Below are 18,314 nucleotides of genomic sequence, written 5' to 3'. Positions count from 1 at the left end.
CATTTATGTAATTATTGATTTACTTTTACCATTGATGGTCGAATCACACGATCTTTTAGCTTATAGCCTTTTTGGAATTCCTCCACAACCGCATTTGATTCAAATTCACTGTCTTCTACTTGCATAACAGCTTGATGTTCATGTGGATCAAACTGCTTTCCAACAGCTTCAATCGCTTCAACACCTTCTTTTACTAGCGCCTCTTGCAACTGACGATATACCATTTCCATCCCTTGTAATAAAGATTTCATCTGCTCATCATTTGCTTCTACTTGCATTGCTCTTTCAAAATTATCAAGAGCCGGCAAAATATCTGACACAAGGCTTTGTGATCTATATTTTTCAGCCGCTTGCTTATCTAGTTGAACGCGGCGCTTATGGTTTTCAAAATCAGCTTGTAGACGAAGCATGCGACCTTCCGTTTCCGTCAATTTCGCTTGTAATTCATCTACTTTTTCTTGTAAAAGAGCAGCTTCACTTTTTTCTTCAACAGTTTCTTCGCTATTTTCTGGTGCTACAGCTTCTTCTGTTTGCGCTTCTTTTACTTCTTCTACCACTTGTTCATTACGCTCTTCCACAACTTTCACCTCCTTAAAAAGGCAGGGCAGGCACAAATCAGCACGAACCAAGCCATCTAATTTCTTATATTCAACTAATCATCAGCAGCGGGAGATATCTCCGCTACAAATGAAAGTTTCTTATTATTTCGGTTTATACAAACCGTTGAGGCCATCTGTAAATTGTTTTGTAAACAATTGCAACAAACTAATAACACGAGAATATTGCATTCTTGTCGGTCCTAAAATCGCAATTGTTCCGAGCTGCTCATCTCCAATTGAGTATGTCGCAGAAATTAAACTACAATTTTCCATTGCAGCAGAAGAATTCTCACGGCCAATTTTCACTTGAATGCCAATTTGTTTACTCTTTAAGATGTCATAAAAAGCATCTTCATTTTCAATCATATTGAGTAATGATCGGACCTTTTGAATATCATGGAATTCTGGCTGCGCAAGCATATTTGTTTTTCCACCAAAATATACTTTTTCAGATAACGGAAATTGGAATGTACCGTCTAACATCTTCATGACACTATCATAATTATGAACGTACTGACGCAAAACCATTACAATTTCTTTAAAGATTTTATTATGCAGTTCTGAAATCGGTACACCAGACAACTTGTCATTCAAAATGTTAACCATTTTTTCCAAATCTTGCAAATCAACAGATTCTGGAACTGTGATGGTTTTACTTTGCACATGTCCTGTATCAGTTACAATAATTGCAACCGCTGTTTGATGACCAAGTGGAAGAATTTGTACATTTCTCAGCTTATTCGCACTAACTTTTGGCCCAAGAACAATTGCCGTATAACTCGTGAGTTCTGACAAGATTTGCGCGGATTGCTGCGCAAGCTTTTCTGCTTCAAAAACTCTTTGAGCGAACAAGTCTTTAATTTGTACAACATCTTCACTAGGCAAATGTTGCGGTGCAAGAAGATGATCTACATAAAAGCGATACCCTTTTTCAGAAGGAACGCGCCCTGAAGAACTATGTGTTTTTTCAATAAACCCTAATTCTTCTAAGTCAGCCATTTCATTTCGAATTGTTGCTGAGCTAAATGTAATTACTTCTTTCTTAGATAATGTTCTTGATCCAACAGGTTGTGCTGATCCGATAAAATCGTCAATTATCGTCTGTAAAATTAAGAGCTGACGTTCCGTAAGCATTTCATCATCACCTCTGTTAGCACTCTTATGTTTCGAGTGCTAAATCTATTACTAACTTACCAAAGTTGCTATTGAATTGTCAACGGAAACGTGATGAGATAAGGTGAAACTTTTAGCAGCGTTTTTTTTTGCTACTAATTAGCCCTGCCAATCGGGCTCAAACAGACGGTTTCTCTTCTCGATTTACCTCTATGTACCGTCTGTTTGAGCCCGATACAGCGTTTAATCCACCAAGAATGATTGAAAGACTTCATTTCCTAATAACTTCCCTTTTCTTGTTAAACAGACATGAGTGTTTGTTTCTTGAAGCAATTCATGTTCTTTATTATAACGTAATTGTTTTGCAAAGATGTCGTTCATCTCTACGCCGAATTTTTTGCTAAATTCTACTTTTGAAACACCTGCTGTTTTTCGAAGCCCTAAAAATAACTCTTCTTCCATTTTTTCTTGTGTCGTTACTGTATGAACATCTAAATAGGGCAAACCTGTCTCATCAATTTTCGTAAAATATTGCTTTAGTGGACCTACATTTTGAATCCGCTCGCCATTTACGTAACTATGAGCACCCGCTCCGAAACCGTAGTATTCTTCATTATTCCAATAAGTGAGGTTATGTCTACTTTCATAGCCCTCTTTCGAAAAATTACTAATTTCATACTGCTGGTAACCATGCTTTTCCATGGCATCCATCACAATTTCATACATTTTAGCTTCACTGTCTTCACCTGGAAGTCTCAACTTTCCTTTGTTCATTAAATTATAAAAGACCGTTTTCGGTTCAACAATTAAAGAATACGCAGAGAAATGTTGAACCCCAAGTGTAAATGCAATCTCTAACGTTTCTTTCACATCTTCTATCGTTTGACCCGGCAATGCATAAATTAAATCAACATTAATATTTGCAAAACCTATTTCCTTCGCCTCACGAATCGCTATAAACGCATCTTCTCTCGTATGCCTGCGTCCAATCTTTTCCAATAATTCATCACGAAATGTTTGAACACCAAAACTAATCCGGTTTACACCGCCTTCTAGTAGAAGATTTAATTTCTCTTTTGGTAAATCTCCTGGATTCGCTTCAAAAGTTAGTTCACAATTTGGCGCAAACGGACGTAAACGACGATTAATAATGTCTAGCAATTGCTTTGTCTGTTCCATATTTAGCGCTGTTGGCGTTCCTCCACCAACAAAAATCGTTTTCATTTCTTTAAAAGACGTTTTGTTGATTGTATTCACAATTTCTTTCTCTAAATATTGCAAGTATTGTTCAACTGGCTGACGTTCAATAAACACTTTATTAAAATCACAATAGTGACAAATATGCTGACAAAACGGAATATGAATATATGCAGCTTGTATCAAATTCTGTTCCTACCTTTCTAAAAAGAAAACCTCCGCATTTCGGAGGTTTATTTACTTCTGTAATCCTATGCGAACTTTATCTATTCGCATTCTTCCCCAAATAACTTTTCTTCTTACAATCAAAAGCTTCATCACTATTGTAAAGGAGAGATACAAAGATGTCTAAATATTAACCAAAACTTTAAATACTTTGATTTCTGCTCCCTAAATAAAAAGAAGCCGTTTGTACGGCTTCTTTTTATTAGTTATCATCCATTTTCAGTACAGCCATGAATGCCTCTTGTGGTACTTCTACAGAACCAACAGACTTCATACGCTTCTTACCTTCTTTTTGTTTTTCAAGAAGTTTACGTTTACGAGAAATGTCACCGCCGTAACATTTCGCTAATACGTTTTTACGCATCGCTTTAATTGTAGAACGCGCCACAACTTTATTTCCGATTGTCGCTTGTATAGGCACTTCAAACTGTTGTCTTGGAATTAACTCTTTTAACTTTTCTACAATCACTTTTCCGCGGTCATATGCTGAATCACGATGCACAATAAAGGATAGTGCATCAACTTGCTCACCATTCAATAAAATATCCATCTTCACAAGCTTAGATGGTTTATAGCCAATTAACTCGTAATCAAAGGATGCATATCCTTTCGTATTCGACTTTAATTGATCGAAGAAATCATATACGATTTCAGAAAGCGGAATTTCGTATGTCAAAGTAACGCGTGTTTCATCTAAATATTGCATATCAATAAATGTTCCGCGTTTTCCTTGGCAAATTTCCATAACTGCTCCAACATAATCGTTTGGAACCATAATAGATGCTTTTACATACGGTTCTTCTACACGATCAATAGATTGCGGATCTGGCATGTTAGATGGGTTATCAACTATCATGTCTTCACCGTTTGTTAAATATACTTTATAAATAACACTTGGTGCTGTTGTAATTAAATCAATTTTAAATTCACGTTCAATACGTTCTTGAATAATTTCCATATGAAGTAAGCCTAAAAATCCACAGCGGAAACCAAATCCAAGTGCTTGAGACGTTTCTGGTTCAAATTCAAGAGCAGAGTCATTTAATTCTAACTTTTCTAATGCATCACGTAAATCATTATAACGTGCCGAATCAATTGGATATAAACCACAGAATACCATTGGGTTTAATTTACGATACCCCGGCAAAGGTTCTGCTGCTGGACGTTTTGCATGCGTAATCGTATCACCTACACGCGTGTCGCCAACATTTTTAATCGATGCTGCTAAGAACCCTACATCACCTACTGTTAACTCTTTACGTTGTGTTGTTTTCGGTGTGAATACACCAACTTCTGTTACTTCAAACTCTTTACCCGTTGCCATCATGCGTACTTTATCGCCAACTTTTACCGTTCCATTTACAACACGGATATAAGCAATTACACCGCGATATGGATCATATAAAGAGTCGAAAATCATACATTGTAATGGTTCTTCCGAATCACCTGCTGGAGCTGGTACTTTTTCAACGATTTGCTCTAAAATCTCCTCAATACCAATACCCGCTTTTGCAGAAGCAAGAACCGCTTCAGACGCATCTAATCCAATTACATCTTCTACCTCTTGACGAACACGTTCTGGATCAGCGCTTGGTAAGTCAATCTTGTTAATAACCGGTAAAATTTCTAAGTTATTATCAAGTGCTAAATATACGTTTGCTAATGTTTGAGCCTCAATTCCTTGCGCCGCATCCACAACAAGGATCGCACCTTCACAAGCCGCTAAACTACGAGATACTTCATACGTAAAGTCGACGTGTCCTGGTGTATCAATTAAGTGAAGAATATATTCTTCTCCATCTTTCGCTTTATACGTTAATTGGACTGCATTTAATTTAATTGTAATCCCGCGCTCACGCTCTAAATCCATGGAGTCAAGCAACTGTGCTTTCATCTCGCGTTGTGCTAACGCATTTGTTTTCTCCAAAATACGGTCTGCCAACGTGGACTTCCCATGGTCAATGTGAGCAATAATGGAAAAGTTACGAATTTTAGACTGCCTTTTTGCTCTTTCTTCTTTGTTCATCTATTTATCACTCCTACTAATCTCGCCAATATACACTAGCACTGATTATATCAATACAAGGAAAAAGATTCAATGAAAACTGGTGTTACGATATAAGCAAGTACTCTTACTATTATCATATGCAATTTGTAAACAATAGACAAACCTTTCCTAAAAATCCAAAAAGCTATCTTACTCGTACGTAAGATAGCCGCTTTTTTATACTTTAAATTAATGAAATACACCTTTTATTTTATCAACTATGGTACATGTTATGCTACGAATAACATTTTGCACCAAAGAAGTCAATCCTCTTCCCATACTTTCGAACATATTAAAGCTTTTTAATTTTTCTAGTTGCGCTTGTTTTTCTTCAACGGAAAATGCATTTCCAGGAATTATTTTTTCTATATCCCCGTAGTTTGTTCCTGTTATGTGAGCAATTTGCTCATATGTGGGATTATTATAGCCCTTCATTCGTTTCAATCCACTGTTGGCAACTTGCATCCCGGCTAACGTTATAAAAAATGCACTCACAACGACAATGATGCATTTGCGTGTAAACTGCCCCACTTCTTATTTCTCCTTTTCCAATCAATGCGTATATGCCCCTGTGTTGTCTTGATCAACTTGATGATGAAGAGCTGCGTTCAAGCCACTCGCAATTAAATTCGCCATATCTTCAATAAACGCATCCACTTCTTTAGGTGTTACCATTAAATTATGTCCTAGTGGGGCTAGCACTTCATAAATTAGCTTTCTCTTCTCTTCTTCTTCTAGCGTACCAACCGCTCCCAAAAACATAGTGCGGCTTTTTTCATCTGGCATATCTTCTTCTGTCAGCTTCTTCTTTTCACCAAATGTAAAACCGGCTGGGAGTAAAGAACGAGATGGTTTTACACCCTCACGCATCTCACGCCCAAAATGCTTTAAGATAAAATCAATTGTGTCACTTGTAATTGAAACTGCATCTACAACGGTCGGAACGCCAATTGCAATCACCGGTATACCTAGCGTATCCTTACTCAATTCTTTTCGTTTATTCCCAACACCAGAACCAGGATGAATACCAGTATCTGAAATTTGGATGGTACTATTTACTCGTTCAATAGAACGAGCAGCAAGCGCATCAATCGCAATTACAAAATCTGGTTTCGTCTTTTCAATGACACCATAAATCATATCGCTCGTTTCAATACCTGTAATCCCCATAACCCCCGGCCTAATTGCACTGACAGGCCGAAACCCTTCCTCAACACTTTCCGGCTGCAGCTGAAATAAATGGCGCGTAACAAGGACATTCTCTACAACAATTGGACCTAAAGCATCCGGCGTTACATTCCAATTACCTAGACCAACAATTAAGCAACTTGCTTCTTCACTTATTCCAATTTCTTTTAGAAAGTGCGAAAATTCCTTTGCAAAAATCCCTTCTACTTTTTGTTGCAGCGCTGTATCTTGCTGACGAATTCCTTGCACTTCTAAAGTTAAATAATTCCCTGGTTTCTTTCCCATCGTCGGAGCGGCACTTTCATCGATTGTCACCTTTGTAATTGTAATCCCTTCTTCTTCGCGCTCTTTTACAATTACACCTTGAATCGCTGTTTTTTCTTCTTGCTTCTCTTGCAGCATTTGGTGGGCTTCTAATGCAAGATCTGTTCGAATCCCATATTTACTTAAATCAAGCGGTTCACTCATACAATCTCCTCCACTATTCATATTAAAATGAAACTTCCATCAGCGAGAGTTTTCTTCATCCCCCACAAATTTTCGACATATAGATTGCTGCTGTGCAGAAACAAAGGAATCTGCTACTTTCTTGCTCCCTTTGTTTGAATTTTGCACGTGGCAGAAAAAGGACTTGACCGCTTCTATGCATGGTCAGATGCTCTCGACCAACTAAAAAGAGGAAGGTTTTATGCCGTTTTTTTAATTTGGATTTATATAGAATTCCCCAATTTATTTTCAGACATTCTTTTCCTATATTGAAATTTCATCGATCTCACTATTGCAATTCTCTTCTCCGTTTGATAGAATATCACTTGTTCTATGTAAGAATCGAGTCACTCGATTGCACCAGGGAGGTGAAATATATGGCAAACATTAAATCTGCTATCAAACGTGCTAAACTTAGTGAAGAGCGTCGTGCACATAACGCTTCTATCAAGTCTGACATGCGTACAGCTGTTAAAACTGTAGAAGCTTTAGTTAACAATAACGATCTTGAAACAGCAAAAGAAGCATACAAAGTAGCTTCTAAAAAACTTGACAAAGCAGCTCGTAAAGGTCTTATCCACCAAAACGTTGCATCTCGTCAAAAATCTCGCTTAGCGAAACAAGTAAACGCGTAAGGCGTTTAAAAACGATCCGTATGGGTCGTTTTTTATTTACAAAAAAATGTTCATGCAGATGTTTACATGAACATTTTTCCACTATCCAATATGATTTAAACGCATAAGAAAAAATTCTAGCACAAGACGTTTATCCATTCTTCCTGTCTTCATATTGTAATCTGCCTCAGCAAGTTCGTGAATCACTCGTTTTAACGCTTCAAACGAGAAAAAATTTGTTTGATTCATAGCCAGCTTCACACGATACGGATGTACACCGATGTGAGATGCAATTTGATTTTGCCCATAACCACGCTGCTGAAGTTCTTTCACTTGATATAATAAACGAAATTGACTCACAAGAAGCGCAAGCAGTTTAATCGGTTCTTCTTGTTGTGTGAATAACCCTTCTAAAATACGCATCGCACCTGCAATATCTTTTTTTACTACCTTTTCTGTTAAAGAAAATACATTTTGTTCAACAGACTTTGGAACGAGTTCTGCGACAAGCTTTGCCGTAATTTCACCGCCTGTTCCCACATATAATGTTAGTTTATCCATTTCCTTAGCAAGCATCGTTACATTACTTCCAACAAACTCTAATAACAAACTAACTGCCGCTTCTTCTATTTGAATATGCATTTCTTCCGTACGGCTTATAATCCATTTACGTACATCTTGCACTTGCATAGCATTTGCTTCTACTACATCCGCTGTTTTTTTCAAGAGCTTCGTAACTTTTTTACGCTCGTCCAATTTTTCAAACGGAGCAATAAACACAAGGATCGAAAATGGCGAAGGTTCAGCAATATATTCTTCTAGCACTTTGACGTTTTGCTCAATTTTGGCTTTTTGTGATGTTAAAAACAACGGTGATTTTACAACGATAATTTTACGTTCTCCAAAAAAAGGAAGCGTCCTTGCGTCCTCAACAACTTCCTCTATATATGATTCTTCCAAGTCATACGTAACGACATTAAACTCACGATCCTCCTCAGCTAACGCTTCTGATGTCAAAAGCCGAAGTGTTTCATTTATAAAATATGCCTCTGTTCCATATAACAAGTATAACGAAGCAAATTGCTTTTTCTTTATTTTTTTATGTATATCACTCATGTCATTTCCTACTCCCTAACACTTTATATACTTATAGTAATGTGACAACTGCTGTTTTACAAGTCCAAAGGAACAGGCAGCCACCCGTTCCTTGATCTATATAAAACGTTACAAAATAAGCCCCGGGAACCTTATTTCATAACGGTGACCACCTTAATTTTATTGTTTGCACCTTCCTTGCGAGTTATGAATGACAACTGTTAGCACACTTGGAAAAGCATTGAACCAATCAAGCTTGAATCGGAATTATCCCACCGCTCAAAATCTTGAAAAGAGACTTTACCAACTATCAAAGTTAAATATTTAGAATTTTAAATCAATAGCAAGATTACGAGTTACGAATAACTGGATAAATTGTAGATTTTTTTCTGACAATATTTTATACTATAGTGGAATGTTGGGAGGGATTCAGAGATGAATGAATTTGAAAAAAACGTTCAAAGTAAGCGTAATGACGCTGTCGACTCAGGGGTAGGCTTTATCGTTTCATTCGGATTTTTTACCACCTTATTTATCATCGCAACAGTCGTTAAATTTATCGGTTCTTAAAGGCTGCATGTGGCAGTCTTCTTTTTTTCTGTGTTTCATCATATGTTAACTTACTGTGAAATGTTCCCGCATCGCCTCGAAAAACATAAGAAATCGCCCCTTGTTCATCAGTTCTCCACACTTCAATTCCACGTTCCTTTAAACGCTCTAACACTTCAATATGCGGATGTCCATAACGATTTTTTTCTCCAATAGAAATAATGGCTTTTTTCGGCTGAACAGCATCTAAAAACTGCCCTGAAGATGACGTTTTACTTCCGTGATGCCCAACCTTTAAAACGTCTGCATGCAGCTCTGGATACCATTGTATAAGGCGCTTCTCACCAGCTTCTTCTAAATCACCCGTAAACAACCATGTTAATCCCCCTATTTTTGTCCAAAGTACAATAGATTGATTATTATCTTCTTTTTCCTCTCCTTCTGGTGATAATACTGAAAACACCGTCTCTCCCGCCTTCCAGCTATCTCCCTTTTCTACAATTCGAACAGGCACATTCTTTTGCATAGCAAACTGCTGTATTTGTTGTTCAAGCAAAGAGAATTTTATTTTCTTCCCTAACACTACTTCTTTTACCGCAATAGATTGTATTACCTCTTGCACTGCTCCCATGTGATCCATATCTCCATGTGTCACAATTAATTTATCAATCATTCTCACACCCTCTTTTTGTAAAAAAGGAACGAGAATATCATGCCCAACAGAAAATTCATGTTTTTTCTGCTGCCATTCTTCTTTCTTTACCGGAAGTGTTCCACCAGTATCGATTAAGTACGTCCCCTGATTATATGGAAGGCGAATCAAAATAGCATCCCCTTGTCCGACATCAATATAAGTAACACTTCCGTTTGCATTTACAAACGGAAAGGCATAGTGGCATGTACTAAGGAGAAAAAAACTCGATAGAAACAGTAGGCGATATTTTCTCCACATTAGCCCTTCCCATGATAAAAGAACGGTTACAATACTTATACAATATAAAGCAACGAGAAATGGCTGGGTTTGTCCAAAGATAAGGCGTACAAACGGTAAGGCTTCGCACATTTTCAGCATTATATTCGATACGTTTATACATAGGGACAACAAATCTGCTAACCATTGAGACACAATAGGAAGACATATAAGACATACAAGAATGACGATACAAACCGGTAAAACAAGTAAAGATAAAAACGGGACATAAATCATATTAAGAAGGATACTGTAAGGAGATACATAACCGAAGTGATAAAGTAAAATAGGTATACTTGTCAATTGAGAAATAACGGAAAGGTATATAGAATTTTTCACTATACCATTTTCATTAGCCAACAAACGTGATGAAGATAATAAAAGAGAAAAACTTCCAACAAATGAAAATTGAAACCCAATGTCAAACAATACATACGGATCATAAAAAAGCATAATTATTACTGTCATACTTAAAGCATCCATCCCGGACACTCTCACTGCTCGCGTAAGAGCTCCAAACACAATAACAGCTGCTATAGATGCCCGAACAATAGATGGTGAAGCCCCTGCACAAAACGTATATAACGGAATACAAACAAGCAGAAGCATCGTTGTGCTTTCACGCGTCATACCAATTCGAAGGGATACAAAATAACATATTGCAGTTAACAAGACAATGTGCGATCCTGATATCGCTAATAAATGAACAAGTCCAAACTGTTGATACTGTTCTTCTACTTCAAACGCCATATATTGACGATCACCAAACAATAAAGCATTCATAAAAGCTGCTGACTGCCCCGAAAAAGTCTCTCCTATATAAGAAACAGTTGCTTGTCGCATCGAAAATAACCAATGAACAAACGACATATCTTTTTGCACACAATTCGAAAGCGATTTCACTTCAAAAAGGGCATGAATATGCTGTTTATATAAATAATCCTTATAATCAAACGCATAAAAATTGCGAGGAGATGGTGGTTCTTTCAACGTACCAGTAAACGTACACAACATACCAGGGGTTAACTGTTTCAATTTTTCTTTTAATTCACGAGAAGGAATTTTGTAAAACAACTGAACTGTTTTATCATTGTCCATTTGCAACTGGAAAGAAAGACGATTTCCATTTATAATCGGGGTACTTTGAATTGTACCTATTACATCTGCTTCCCGAAAAGAAAGCACCGAATCATTTTGCGCATCTACATAAGTCGCGTATACATAGGTAAGACCAAACGCGAGGATAATCAAGGAGAGCATCCGAAGAGAGGTACGTGAAAAACAAACTACACAATAACAACCAAAGATAAGAAAAGGGACGATAGTAAAAGAGGAATAAGCTGTTGCAACCCCAAAGATAACTGAGATTGCAACGCAAATCCATTGCCCGCGCAACACGTACTCACCTCACGGTTTACACCATATTTTTTGCCTGTAGTAATACTTGTTGCAACTGCTCTAACGTCATTTCATCAGTTTGTATCGAAGACAAAAACTGTTTTAACTCTCGCATTTTTTGTTGTTCTTCTAATGTTGTTACGTCAAATGCAAGAGGAACATGTTTTATCCTTACATTTGCTTGTTCAAATAACTCAAGCGCATACGGATGATTTTTATAATCTTGCGCGTAATACACGGCTGTAATACCACTTTGAATAATCGCTTTACAGCAATGCAAACACGGAAAATGGGTAACATAAATTTCCGCTCCGTCTGTTTTCGCACCAAATTTCGCGCATTGCAATAGCGCATTCATTTCAGCATGAATTGTACGCACACAATGATTATCAATGACATAGCAGCCTTCATCTATACAATGCACACCGCCGGCAATCGACCCATTATAACCCCCAGCAATAATACGTTTATCCCGCACAATTGTCGCGCCAACCGCAAGTCTTGTGCACGTGCTGCGAAGTGATAATAAATGACTTTGTGTCATAAAATATTGATCCCAAGAAACTCGTTCCATTATCTTCACCTACTTTTAAAATCTGTTTATAGTGTAGCGAAATAAGAAAAAAGTCGTCAATGTTTATTTAATGAACAATTATCTCACCTTTCATTTTTTCCAGTGATTTTTCACCAATTCCATCGACTTCTAATAAATCTTCTACTTTTTGAAAGAGGCCATGCTGCTCACGATACTTGATAATATTTTCTGCTTTCCTAGGACCAATGCCCGATATTTTTTCAAGCTGTTCCTTTGTCGCTGTGTTTATTTGTATTTTCCCTTCTGACAAAGGTGCTTCATTCACAGTGGAATTTTGCTCTCCTTTTTTCGGCACATAAATCACCATTTGATCCTGTACAAGCTGTGCTAAATTTACTTTTGTTACATCTGCTTCTGGTAAAAATCCTCCTGCCTTTTCAACGGCATCTTTCACCCGCGCTCCACTTTGTAATTCATATACTCCTTCACGATGCACAGCTCCTTTCGTATCAATAATAATCGTTTTCGACTGCAATTTAGATTCTGTTACCTTTGTTTTCTCCTTTCTTTCTTCTATTTTCGATTTTGCTTCCACTTTCACTGTCGATTGTTCTTGTCCTCCTTTTGTTTGCCATACAAATAAAATACTGACAACACAAATTACCGCAAACAAAACGAGCCACTTTCTGGGCAAATTCATCATCATCATTTTGCACCTCTAATTCATAAATTCAATATAAACTTCATATTGTTTAGGAGAAAGATGTTACGAAGGAGGGGATGAAACATTGAACATAGGAATAATAGGAACAGGAAATATGGGGAATATACTTATTGATGCATGTATCGAAGCCCGTGCTGTCAAACCTTCGTGTCTTACCATCATTAATCGTACTTTCGCAAAAGCATATCATATAAAAGAGAAGTATCCTTCTATTCATATAGCAAAAACAATCCAAGAAGTAATCGAACGCTCTGAACTCATTTTTATTTGTGTAAAACCATTAGACATACACACTATTTTGACAAAGCACGCTTCAATTCTTACCAACGATAAATGTCTAATCTCTATTACAAGTCCCATATCTACCGAGCAATTAGAAACGATTGTATCTTGTCACGTTGCTCGTATTATTCCGAGTATTACAAATCGCGCATTAGCTGGGGGCTCTTTATGCACATTCGGAAAAAACTGCTCACAAGAATGGCAAAGATGTATATTGAACTTGTTTCAAAAAATCTCTAAACCTATCATCATTGAAGAAAATATCACAAGAGTAGCATCCGATATCGCAAGCTGCGGCCCAGCATTTTTCAGTTACTTATTACAACGTTTTATTGACGCATCTGTAGAGGAAACAAATATTACACGTGAAGAAGCTACTATTTTAGCGAGTGAAATGATTATCGGGATGGGAAAACTGCTAGAAAAGCAAATTTTCACCTTACCAACTTTACAGGAGAAAGTTTGCGTAAAAGGAGGTATAACAGGAGAAGGGATTCGTGTCTTAGACGAACATATTGGAGATTTGTTTAACAAGGTGTTAAAACGAACACATGAAAAGTATGAAGAGGATGTAGAGCACATAGAACAGCAATTTAATAAACATTAATATATCTTTTACGACAGAAACAACTATATTCCTTCATAAAATATTTTATTTTTTGCTATTAATAAAAAAGCAACCGAGAATGGTTGCTTTTTTATTATGCATTTTTTGTAGCGACAAAGAAGATTCGCTCTGTTTGTTCTGTGACTTCTATTCTTTCGAAGTCTCCTGTTACACGGAGAACAGTAAAACCGGCGTTTTCAAGCCACTTCGTCAGTTCTTCAACAGGATATGTACGCTGCATATGCAATTCATCAAACCGATGATACACATCCTCTTCTTCATCTCGTACAAAAAATGTCAAATCATGCTCCACACTATTTGGCCCTTCACCTGGGAAACAGTTCCAAATAAGAGAGATTTCATCTTCATTCATTGTATACGTTTCATTTTGAAATACGTGATGAATTTTATAAAGAGAGTGCACATCAAACAAAAACAAACCATCTGGACGCAAATGATGATACACACGTCGGAATGTCTCTTGGATGCCCTCTTCTTCTAGTACATAATTTAACGAATCACAAAAAATTGTTACACAATCGAACTCGCCTGGAACATCTAACTCACGCATATCTTGTTGATAAAAAGGAATAAATTGTCCTTCTTCACCTAACTTTTGTTGAGCAATTGTTAACATTTCTTCTGATAAATCTACCCCTGTTACATCGTATCCTTTTTGTACAAGAGGTAACGTAACATTCCCTGTTCCGCAAGCAACATCAAGAATTTTCGCATCTGTTTTACCAATTTGCCCCAAGCTTTGTTCCGTAAATTCCACCCACTTTTCATATGGGACATCATTCATTAGTTCATCGTATAACAATGCAAATTGTTCGTATCTCATTGACCTAACTCTTCTGTAACATCTTCGCGCGGTACATCGCCCCATAGACGCTCTAAATTATAATAATCACGCTCATCTTTATGGAATACGTGTACAACAACATCACCAAGATCAACAAGTACCCAACGTGCCTCTTCAAAGCCTTCCATACGTTTTACATCAACTTGTACTTCATGTGCTTGTTCTTTTACTTCACGAGCAATTGCTTGTACTTGTTTATCTGAGTTACCATGACAAATTACAAAATAATCAGCAAGCGGGGAAATCCCTTGCATGTTCAACACAACAATATCTTCTGCTCTTTTATCATCAGCTGCTCGCGCTGCCAATATTAATAATTCTCTGTCCTTCATTTCGTAAGGTCCTCCTTAATGACTGCATTATACGTTTGAAATGTTAATGGATAAATCGTTTGATTCTTTTCCATTAAAAATTGTATCGTATGCTTTAAAGCATATAATAACGCTTGATTGAGATCTTCTCGTGCTAGCTTCCGTGCTTCTTCAACACCTGGAAACTTACGACCAGGTTCAATATAATCCGCCACGTAAATCACTTTATCAAGATTCGTCATCTGTTCATGTCCACTCGTATGATACGTAATAGCTTGTAGTATGTCAGCATCTGTAATACCGACTTCTCGTTCTACTAAATATGCCCCAACTGGCGCATGCCATAATTCTTTATTATAAAGTAATAAATCTTTTGGCAAATTTTCTCGCTTAATAATCTCTTCCATTTCTGAAATCGGTCTACACTTTGCATAATCGTGAAAAATCGCTGCCATTTCTGCCTTTTTTTCATCAACACCATATTGCTTTGCAAGTTCAATAGCCGTTTCCATAACACCAATTGTATGAATATAACGCTTTTCATGCATTTGCTGTTTCACAATTTCAAGTGCCCGTTTACGATCCATATAGCCCATTCCTCTCAATATATTCCTGTACCCCTTTAGGAAGCAAGTATTTGCACGTCTTCTTCTTTGTAAAACGTTCGCGAAGAAGCGAAGAAGAAATAGCAAATTCCGGAATTTCTATCGTTACAATGTCATAAGGCGTAGAAAGTGTATAACCAGGCCGAGCAACACCGACAAATGTAACGAGCTTTAACAATTCATCGATGTTATACCATTTTGGTAAATACTCCACCATATCCCCGCCAATAATAAAATAAAATTGAACGTCTGGATGCTCCTTTGTCAATTGTAACATAGTGTCATATGTGTAAGACGGACCTTCTCGTTCCAGTTCCGCTAAACAAATAGAGAAATACCTGTCTTGTTCAACTGCTAAATGAATCATTTCTAAACGATTACGTACACTTGTAACATCCTTATCTCGTTTATGAGGGGGGACTTGATTTGGTAAAAACCAGACCTCATCAAGTCCCAATGCATCATACACTTCATTTGCAATTAACAAATGTCCATTATGCGGCGGGTCAAATGTCCCGCCAATAATCCCGATTCTCTTCAAAGAAAACGCCCCTTTACCTCGTCCTTATAAGTGGTAGTTCTCATTTATGACAAAATGAGAAGCCTATACGAACTCGATTGGTTCAACTAACTTTTAGAAATCGTTACTTTGTTTTTGGTAACACAATACGTTTATTTTCTTTTGATTCTTTATATAAGACGATTGTACTTCCGATAACCTGTACAAGTTCAGCGTTTGCACCTTGCGAAAGTTCTTCTGCTACTTCATGGCGATCAAATTCGCAGTTTTGCAGTACACTAACCTTTATCAACTCGCGTACTTCTAGCGCTTCTGCAATTTGTTTTACCATATTTTCATTTACGCCGCCTTTACCAACTTGAAAAATTGGCGTTAAATGATGCGCCTCTGCACGTAAAAATCGTTTTTGTTTTCCTGTTAACATGTGTTTAGCCTCCAAGCTTTTTCATTACTATTTGTTTCATTCGTTCTATATCTGGCAAACGTCCCGTCCAAATTTCAAATGCAAGTGCGCCTTGAAAAACAAACATATCAATGCCGTTTTGTACAATCGCTCCATGTGCCTTCGCGTCTTGCAATAACTTTGTTTTAAACGGATTATAAATAATGTCAGATACAATGCTTCCTTTTTTCAAATTCCGAATGCGTAGCGGTGTATCTTCGACATGAGGATGCATCCCTACTGTCGTTGTATGGATGATAATATCATACAGTGCTTGCTTATCTGTTGCTTCTTCTAAGGAAAGTGCCAAAGACACGACTTCACTTCTACAATCTGCAATAAGCTGCTCTGCTTTCTCTACTGTACGATTTGCAATGTCAATCTCTTTCACACCAGCATCTGCAAGTGAATAATAAATTGCACGGCACGCCCCGCCAGCTCCGAGCAGTAAAATACGTTTGTTCGTTAATGGCTCTTTACTAATAGATTGCAATGAACGAACATACCCTATTCCATCTGTATTATAGCCAATTAATTTTCCTTCTTTATGAAGTACTGTGTTTACCGCACCGATTTGTTCTGCCAAAGGATCAATTTCGTCTAAATGCTGCATAATCGAAACTTTGTGCGGTGTTGTCACATTAAATCCAACAACTCCAAGTGCCTTCAATCCTTTCACCGCTTCGCCTAATTCACTCTCTTGAACGAGAAAAGCATGATAATGTGCATCCATTTCTAAATGAGCAAATGCATCATTATGCATAAGCGGTGATAAGGAATGTCCAATTGGGTTTCCAATTACACCATATAATTGTTTCACAAGTCCTCACCACTTTAAATTAAAGATTTACGTAATGAAACACTAACTCCTTTTGGTACATGTGCTGCAATTTTTGCACCAGCTTCATTCACCGTCACCCATCCTAAACCTGAAAATACAACATCTGTTTTGGGTTCACGAATGGTAAACTCATACTTTATAAGCTCAGGCATGTTTTCAAGTTCTTCTGGTGTTGGCGGATTTAATAATTCTCCGGCATGCTTTTCATACAATGCATCTGCTTTTTCAAGCTTCGTACGATGAATCGTAAGACGATTAGATAAATGACAAGTAAACGAACGACGACCGCCACTTATATAATCAAATCGTGCTAGTCCACCGAAGAATAACGTTTGTTCTTCATTCAGTTGAAAGACCATCGGCTTAATTTCTTTTGTTGGCGTAATTATTTTTAAGCTTTGTTTCCCAACGTAATGCGCCATTTGATGATGATTAATAATACCTGGTGTATCATATAAAGATGACGTTTCATCAAGCGGAATATCAATTAAGTCCAGCGTTGTACCTGGGAAATGTGATGTCGTAATGACATTTTCCGTTTCCTCGCTAAACGTTTTAATAATACGGTTAATAAACGTTGATTTCCCAACGTTTGTACATCCAACAACATAAACATCTTTCCCATTACGATATTGTTCAATTGCACTTGCAAGCTCCTCAATACCTTGACCTTTTGCTGCACTAATTAAGAAAACATCTTCTGGCATTAGGCCCAGTTGCTTTGCACTATATCGCATCCAATGTGTAAGCTTTTCCTTCTTTACTGATTTTGGAATTAAATCTGCTTTGTTACCGACAAGAAGTACTTTATTATTTCCAACAAAGCGATGCAGGCCAGGAAGCCAGCTTCCACTAAAGTCAAAAATATCAACAATTTTAACAACTAATGCATCCGATTGTCCAATCCCATTTAAAATGCGTAAAAAATCATCATCTGTTAATGACACATCTTGGATTTCATTGTAATGCTTTAAGCGAAAACAACGCTGACAAATGATATGTTCTTTCTCTAACGAAGAAGCGGGTGCATAACCAACTTCATTTTTATTTTCTGTTTGGATGGCAACGCCGCATCCAATACATTTAAACGTCTCAGTCAAA

At 37.2% G+C, this 18,314-nt stretch carries 20 protein-coding genes; 3 read left to right on the top strand and 17 right to left on the bottom strand.

Annotated features, from left to right (window positions below; genetic code table 11):
- Positions 1-11 precede the first annotated feature (11 nt).
- From grpE to gpr, 6 genes are all read right to left on the bottom strand, one after another.
- The gene (grpE, locus tag PLX19_RS01700; protein WP_242222884.1) at positions 12-578 is read right to left on the bottom strand and encodes a nucleotide exchange factor GrpE; all 567 of its coding nucleotides are present in this window, start codon (positions 576-578) and stop codon (positions 12-14) included.
- A 123-nt stretch (positions 579-701) separates the two neighbouring features.
- Entirely contained in the window at positions 702-1,733 is a 1,032-nt protein-coding gene (gene hrcA, locus PLX19_RS01695; protein ID WP_272186781.1) for a heat-inducible transcriptional repressor HrcA, read from the bottom strand.
- Positions 1,734-1,955: 222 nt separating this feature from the next.
- Positions 1,956-3,095 carry a radical SAM family heme chaperone HemW gene (hemW, locus tag PLX19_RS01690; RefSeq protein WP_272186780.1) on the bottom strand — a complete coding sequence of 380 codons (1,140 nt, stop codon included), beginning with the start codon at positions 3,093-3,095 and terminating at the stop codon, positions 1,956-1,958.
- A 241-nt stretch (positions 3,096-3,336) separates the two neighbouring features.
- Positions 3,337-5,160 (bottom strand): elongation factor 4, encoded by a 1,824-nt coding sequence (gene lepA, locus PLX19_RS01685; protein WP_272186779.1) that lies wholly within the window; start codon positions 5,158-5,160, stop codon positions 3,337-3,339.
- A 210-nt stretch (positions 5,161-5,370) separates the two neighbouring features.
- Complete coding sequence (locus PLX19_RS01680; protein WP_272186778.1) at positions 5,371-5,712, bottom strand: DUF3679 domain-containing protein; 342 nt, start codon at positions 5,710-5,712, stop codon at positions 5,371-5,373.
- A gap of 21 nt (positions 5,713-5,733) precedes the next feature.
- Positions 5,734-6,837, bottom strand: a complete 1,104-nt coding sequence (gene gpr / locus PLX19_RS01675) for a GPR endopeptidase (RefSeq protein ID WP_272186777.1) — start codon at positions 6,835-6,837, stop codon at positions 5,734-5,736.
- Between the two features lie 395 nt (positions 6,838-7,232).
- On the opposite strand from gpr, the gene rpsT reads away from it, so the two are divergent.
- On the top strand, positions 7,233-7,490 hold the full coding sequence (rpsT, locus tag PLX19_RS01670) for a 30S ribosomal protein S20 (RefSeq protein ID WP_020062230.1): 258 nt from the start codon (positions 7,233-7,235) through the stop codon (positions 7,488-7,490).
- Positions 7,491-7,571: 81 nt separating this feature from the next.
- Here rpsT and holA read toward each other — a convergent pair whose 3' ends face one another.
- The gene (gene holA / locus PLX19_RS01665) at positions 7,572-8,585 is read right to left on the bottom strand and encodes a DNA polymerase III subunit delta (RefSeq protein WP_272186776.1); all 1,014 of its coding nucleotides are present in this window, start codon (positions 8,583-8,585) and stop codon (positions 7,572-7,574) included.
- Positions 8,586-8,999: 414 nt separating this feature from the next.
- Between holA and PLX19_RS01660 the strand changes: the two genes are divergently transcribed.
- The gene (locus PLX19_RS01660; protein WP_020062228.1) at positions 9,000-9,134 is read left to right on the top strand and encodes a YqzM family protein; all 135 of its coding nucleotides are present in this window, start codon (positions 9,000-9,002) and stop codon (positions 9,132-9,134) included.
- Here PLX19_RS01660 and PLX19_RS01655 read toward each other — a convergent pair.
- The 3 genes from PLX19_RS01655 to PLX19_RS01645 all read right to left on the bottom strand — a co-directional run bounded on the left by PLX19_RS01655 (position 9,121) and on the right by PLX19_RS01645 (position 12,722).
- Positions 9,121-11,478 (bottom strand): DNA internalization-related competence protein ComEC/Rec2, encoded by a 2,358-nt coding sequence (locus PLX19_RS01655; RefSeq protein WP_272186775.1) that lies wholly within the window; start codon positions 11,476-11,478, stop codon positions 9,121-9,123. The two genes, PLX19_RS01660 and PLX19_RS01655, sit on opposite strands and share 14 nt — an antisense overlap.
- A 19-nt stretch (positions 11,479-11,497) precedes the next feature.
- Positions 11,498-12,055 carry a ComE operon protein 2 gene (locus tag PLX19_RS01650; RefSeq protein ID WP_272186774.1) on the bottom strand — a complete coding sequence of 186 codons (558 nt, stop codon included), beginning with the start codon at positions 12,053-12,055 and terminating at the stop codon, positions 11,498-11,500.
- Positions 12,056-12,122: 67 nt separating this feature from the next.
- On the bottom strand, positions 12,123-12,722 hold the full coding sequence (locus PLX19_RS01645) for a helix-hairpin-helix domain-containing protein (RefSeq protein WP_272186773.1): 600 nt from the start codon (positions 12,720-12,722) through the stop codon (positions 12,123-12,125).
- Positions 12,723-12,804: 82 nt separating this feature from the next.
- Between PLX19_RS01645 and comER the strand changes: the two genes are divergently transcribed.
- A complete protein-coding gene (gene comER, locus PLX19_RS01640; protein WP_272186772.1) occupies positions 12,805-13,629 on the top strand; it encodes a late competence protein ComER in 825 nt (274 codons plus the stop codon).
- A 94-nt stretch (positions 13,630-13,723) separates the two neighbouring features.
- Here comER and PLX19_RS01635 read toward each other — a convergent pair whose 3' ends face one another.
- From PLX19_RS01635 to yqeH, 7 genes are all read right to left on the bottom strand, one after another.
- A complete protein-coding gene (locus PLX19_RS01635; protein ID WP_272186771.1) occupies positions 13,724-14,473 on the bottom strand; it encodes a class I SAM-dependent DNA methyltransferase in 750 nt (249 codons plus the stop codon).
- Entirely contained in the window at positions 14,470-14,826 is a 357-nt protein-coding gene (rsfS, locus tag PLX19_RS01630) for a ribosome silencing factor (protein ID WP_272186770.1), read from the bottom strand. The genes PLX19_RS01635 and rsfS overlap by 4 nt, the downstream gene beginning before the upstream one ends.
- Positions 14,823-15,392: a bis(5'-nucleosyl)-tetraphosphatase (symmetrical) YqeK gene (gene yqeK, locus PLX19_RS01625; RefSeq protein WP_272186769.1), complete on the bottom strand. Its 570-nt coding sequence runs from the start codon at positions 15,390-15,392 to the stop codon at positions 14,823-14,825. The genes rsfS and yqeK overlap by 4 nt, the downstream gene beginning before the upstream one ends.
- Complete coding sequence (locus PLX19_RS01620) at positions 15,382-15,951, bottom strand: nicotinate-nucleotide adenylyltransferase (protein WP_272186768.1); 570 nt, start codon at positions 15,949-15,951, stop codon at positions 15,382-15,384. The genes yqeK and PLX19_RS01620 overlap by 11 nt, the downstream gene beginning before the upstream one ends.
- Before the next feature lie 103 nt (positions 15,952-16,054).
- Positions 16,055-16,354, bottom strand: a complete 300-nt coding sequence (gene yhbY / locus PLX19_RS01615; RefSeq protein WP_272186767.1) for a ribosome assembly RNA-binding protein YhbY — start codon at positions 16,352-16,354, stop codon at positions 16,055-16,057.
- A 4-nt stretch (positions 16,355-16,358) separates the two neighbouring features.
- Complete coding sequence (aroE, locus tag PLX19_RS01610; protein ID WP_272186766.1) at positions 16,359-17,192, bottom strand: shikimate dehydrogenase; 834 nt, start codon at positions 17,190-17,192, stop codon at positions 16,359-16,361.
- A 14-nt stretch (positions 17,193-17,206) separates the two neighbouring features.
- Positions 17,207-18,313, bottom strand: a complete 1,107-nt coding sequence (gene yqeH / locus PLX19_RS01605; protein ID WP_272186765.1) for a ribosome biogenesis GTPase YqeH — start codon at positions 18,311-18,313, stop codon at positions 17,207-17,209.
- Position 18,314 lies beyond the last annotated feature (1 nt).

It is taken from the genome of Bacillus sp. BP-3, from assembly GCF_028401955.1.
In the GTDB taxonomy this organism is placed as follows: Bacteria; Bacillota; Bacilli; order Bacillales; family Bacillaceae_G; genus Bacillus_A.
The sequence above is the reverse complement of the archived record's forward strand: the minus strand, read 5'-3'. Positions and strand labels throughout refer to the sequence as shown.

What these genes read in the sequence shown, in the direction of transcription:
- hrcA (WP_272186781.1), bottom strand. Translation starts at nt 1,733, where the DNA reads ATGCTTACGGAACGTCAGCTCTTAATTTTACAGACGATAATTGACGAT.
- lepA (WP_272186779.1), bottom strand. Translation starts at nt 5,160, where the DNA reads ATGAACAAAGAAGAAAGAGCAAAAAGGCAGTCTAAAATTCGTAACTTT.
- gpr (WP_272186777.1), bottom strand. Translation starts at nt 6,837, where the DNA reads ATGAGTGAACCGCTTGATTTAAGTAAATATGGGATTCGAACAGATCTT.
- rpsT (WP_020062230.1), top strand. Translation starts at nt 7,233, where the DNA reads ATGGCAAACATTAAATCTGCTATCAAACGTGCTAAACTTAGTGAAGAG.
- holA (WP_272186776.1), bottom strand. Translation starts at nt 8,585, where the DNA reads ATGAGTGATATACATAAAAAAATAAAGAAAAAGCAATTTGCTTCGTTA.
- PLX19_RS01660 (WP_020062228.1), top strand. Translation starts at nt 9,000, where the DNA reads ATGAATGAATTTGAAAAAAACGTTCAAAGTAAGCGTAATGACGCTGTC.
- PLX19_RS01650 (WP_272186774.1), bottom strand. Translation starts at nt 12,055, where the DNA reads ATGGAACGAGTTTCTTGGGATCAATATTTTATGACACAAAGTCATTTA.
- PLX19_RS01645 (WP_272186773.1), bottom strand. Translation starts at nt 12,722, where the DNA reads ATGATGATGAATTTGCCCAGAAAGTGGCTCGTTTTGTTTGCGGTAATT.
- PLX19_RS01635 (WP_272186771.1), bottom strand. Translation starts at nt 14,473, where the DNA reads ATGAGATACGAACAATTTGCATTGTTATACGATGAACTAATGAATGAT.
- rsfS (WP_272186770.1), bottom strand. Translation starts at nt 14,826, where the DNA reads ATGAAGGACAGAGAATTATTAATATTGGCAGCGCGAGCAGCTGATGAT.
- yqeK (WP_272186769.1), bottom strand. Translation starts at nt 15,392, where the DNA reads ATGGATCGTAAACGGGCACTTGAAATTGTGAAACAGCAAATGCATGAA.
- yhbY (WP_272186767.1), bottom strand. Translation starts at nt 16,354, where the DNA reads ATGTTAACAGGAAAACAAAAACGATTTTTACGTGCAGAGGCGCATCAT.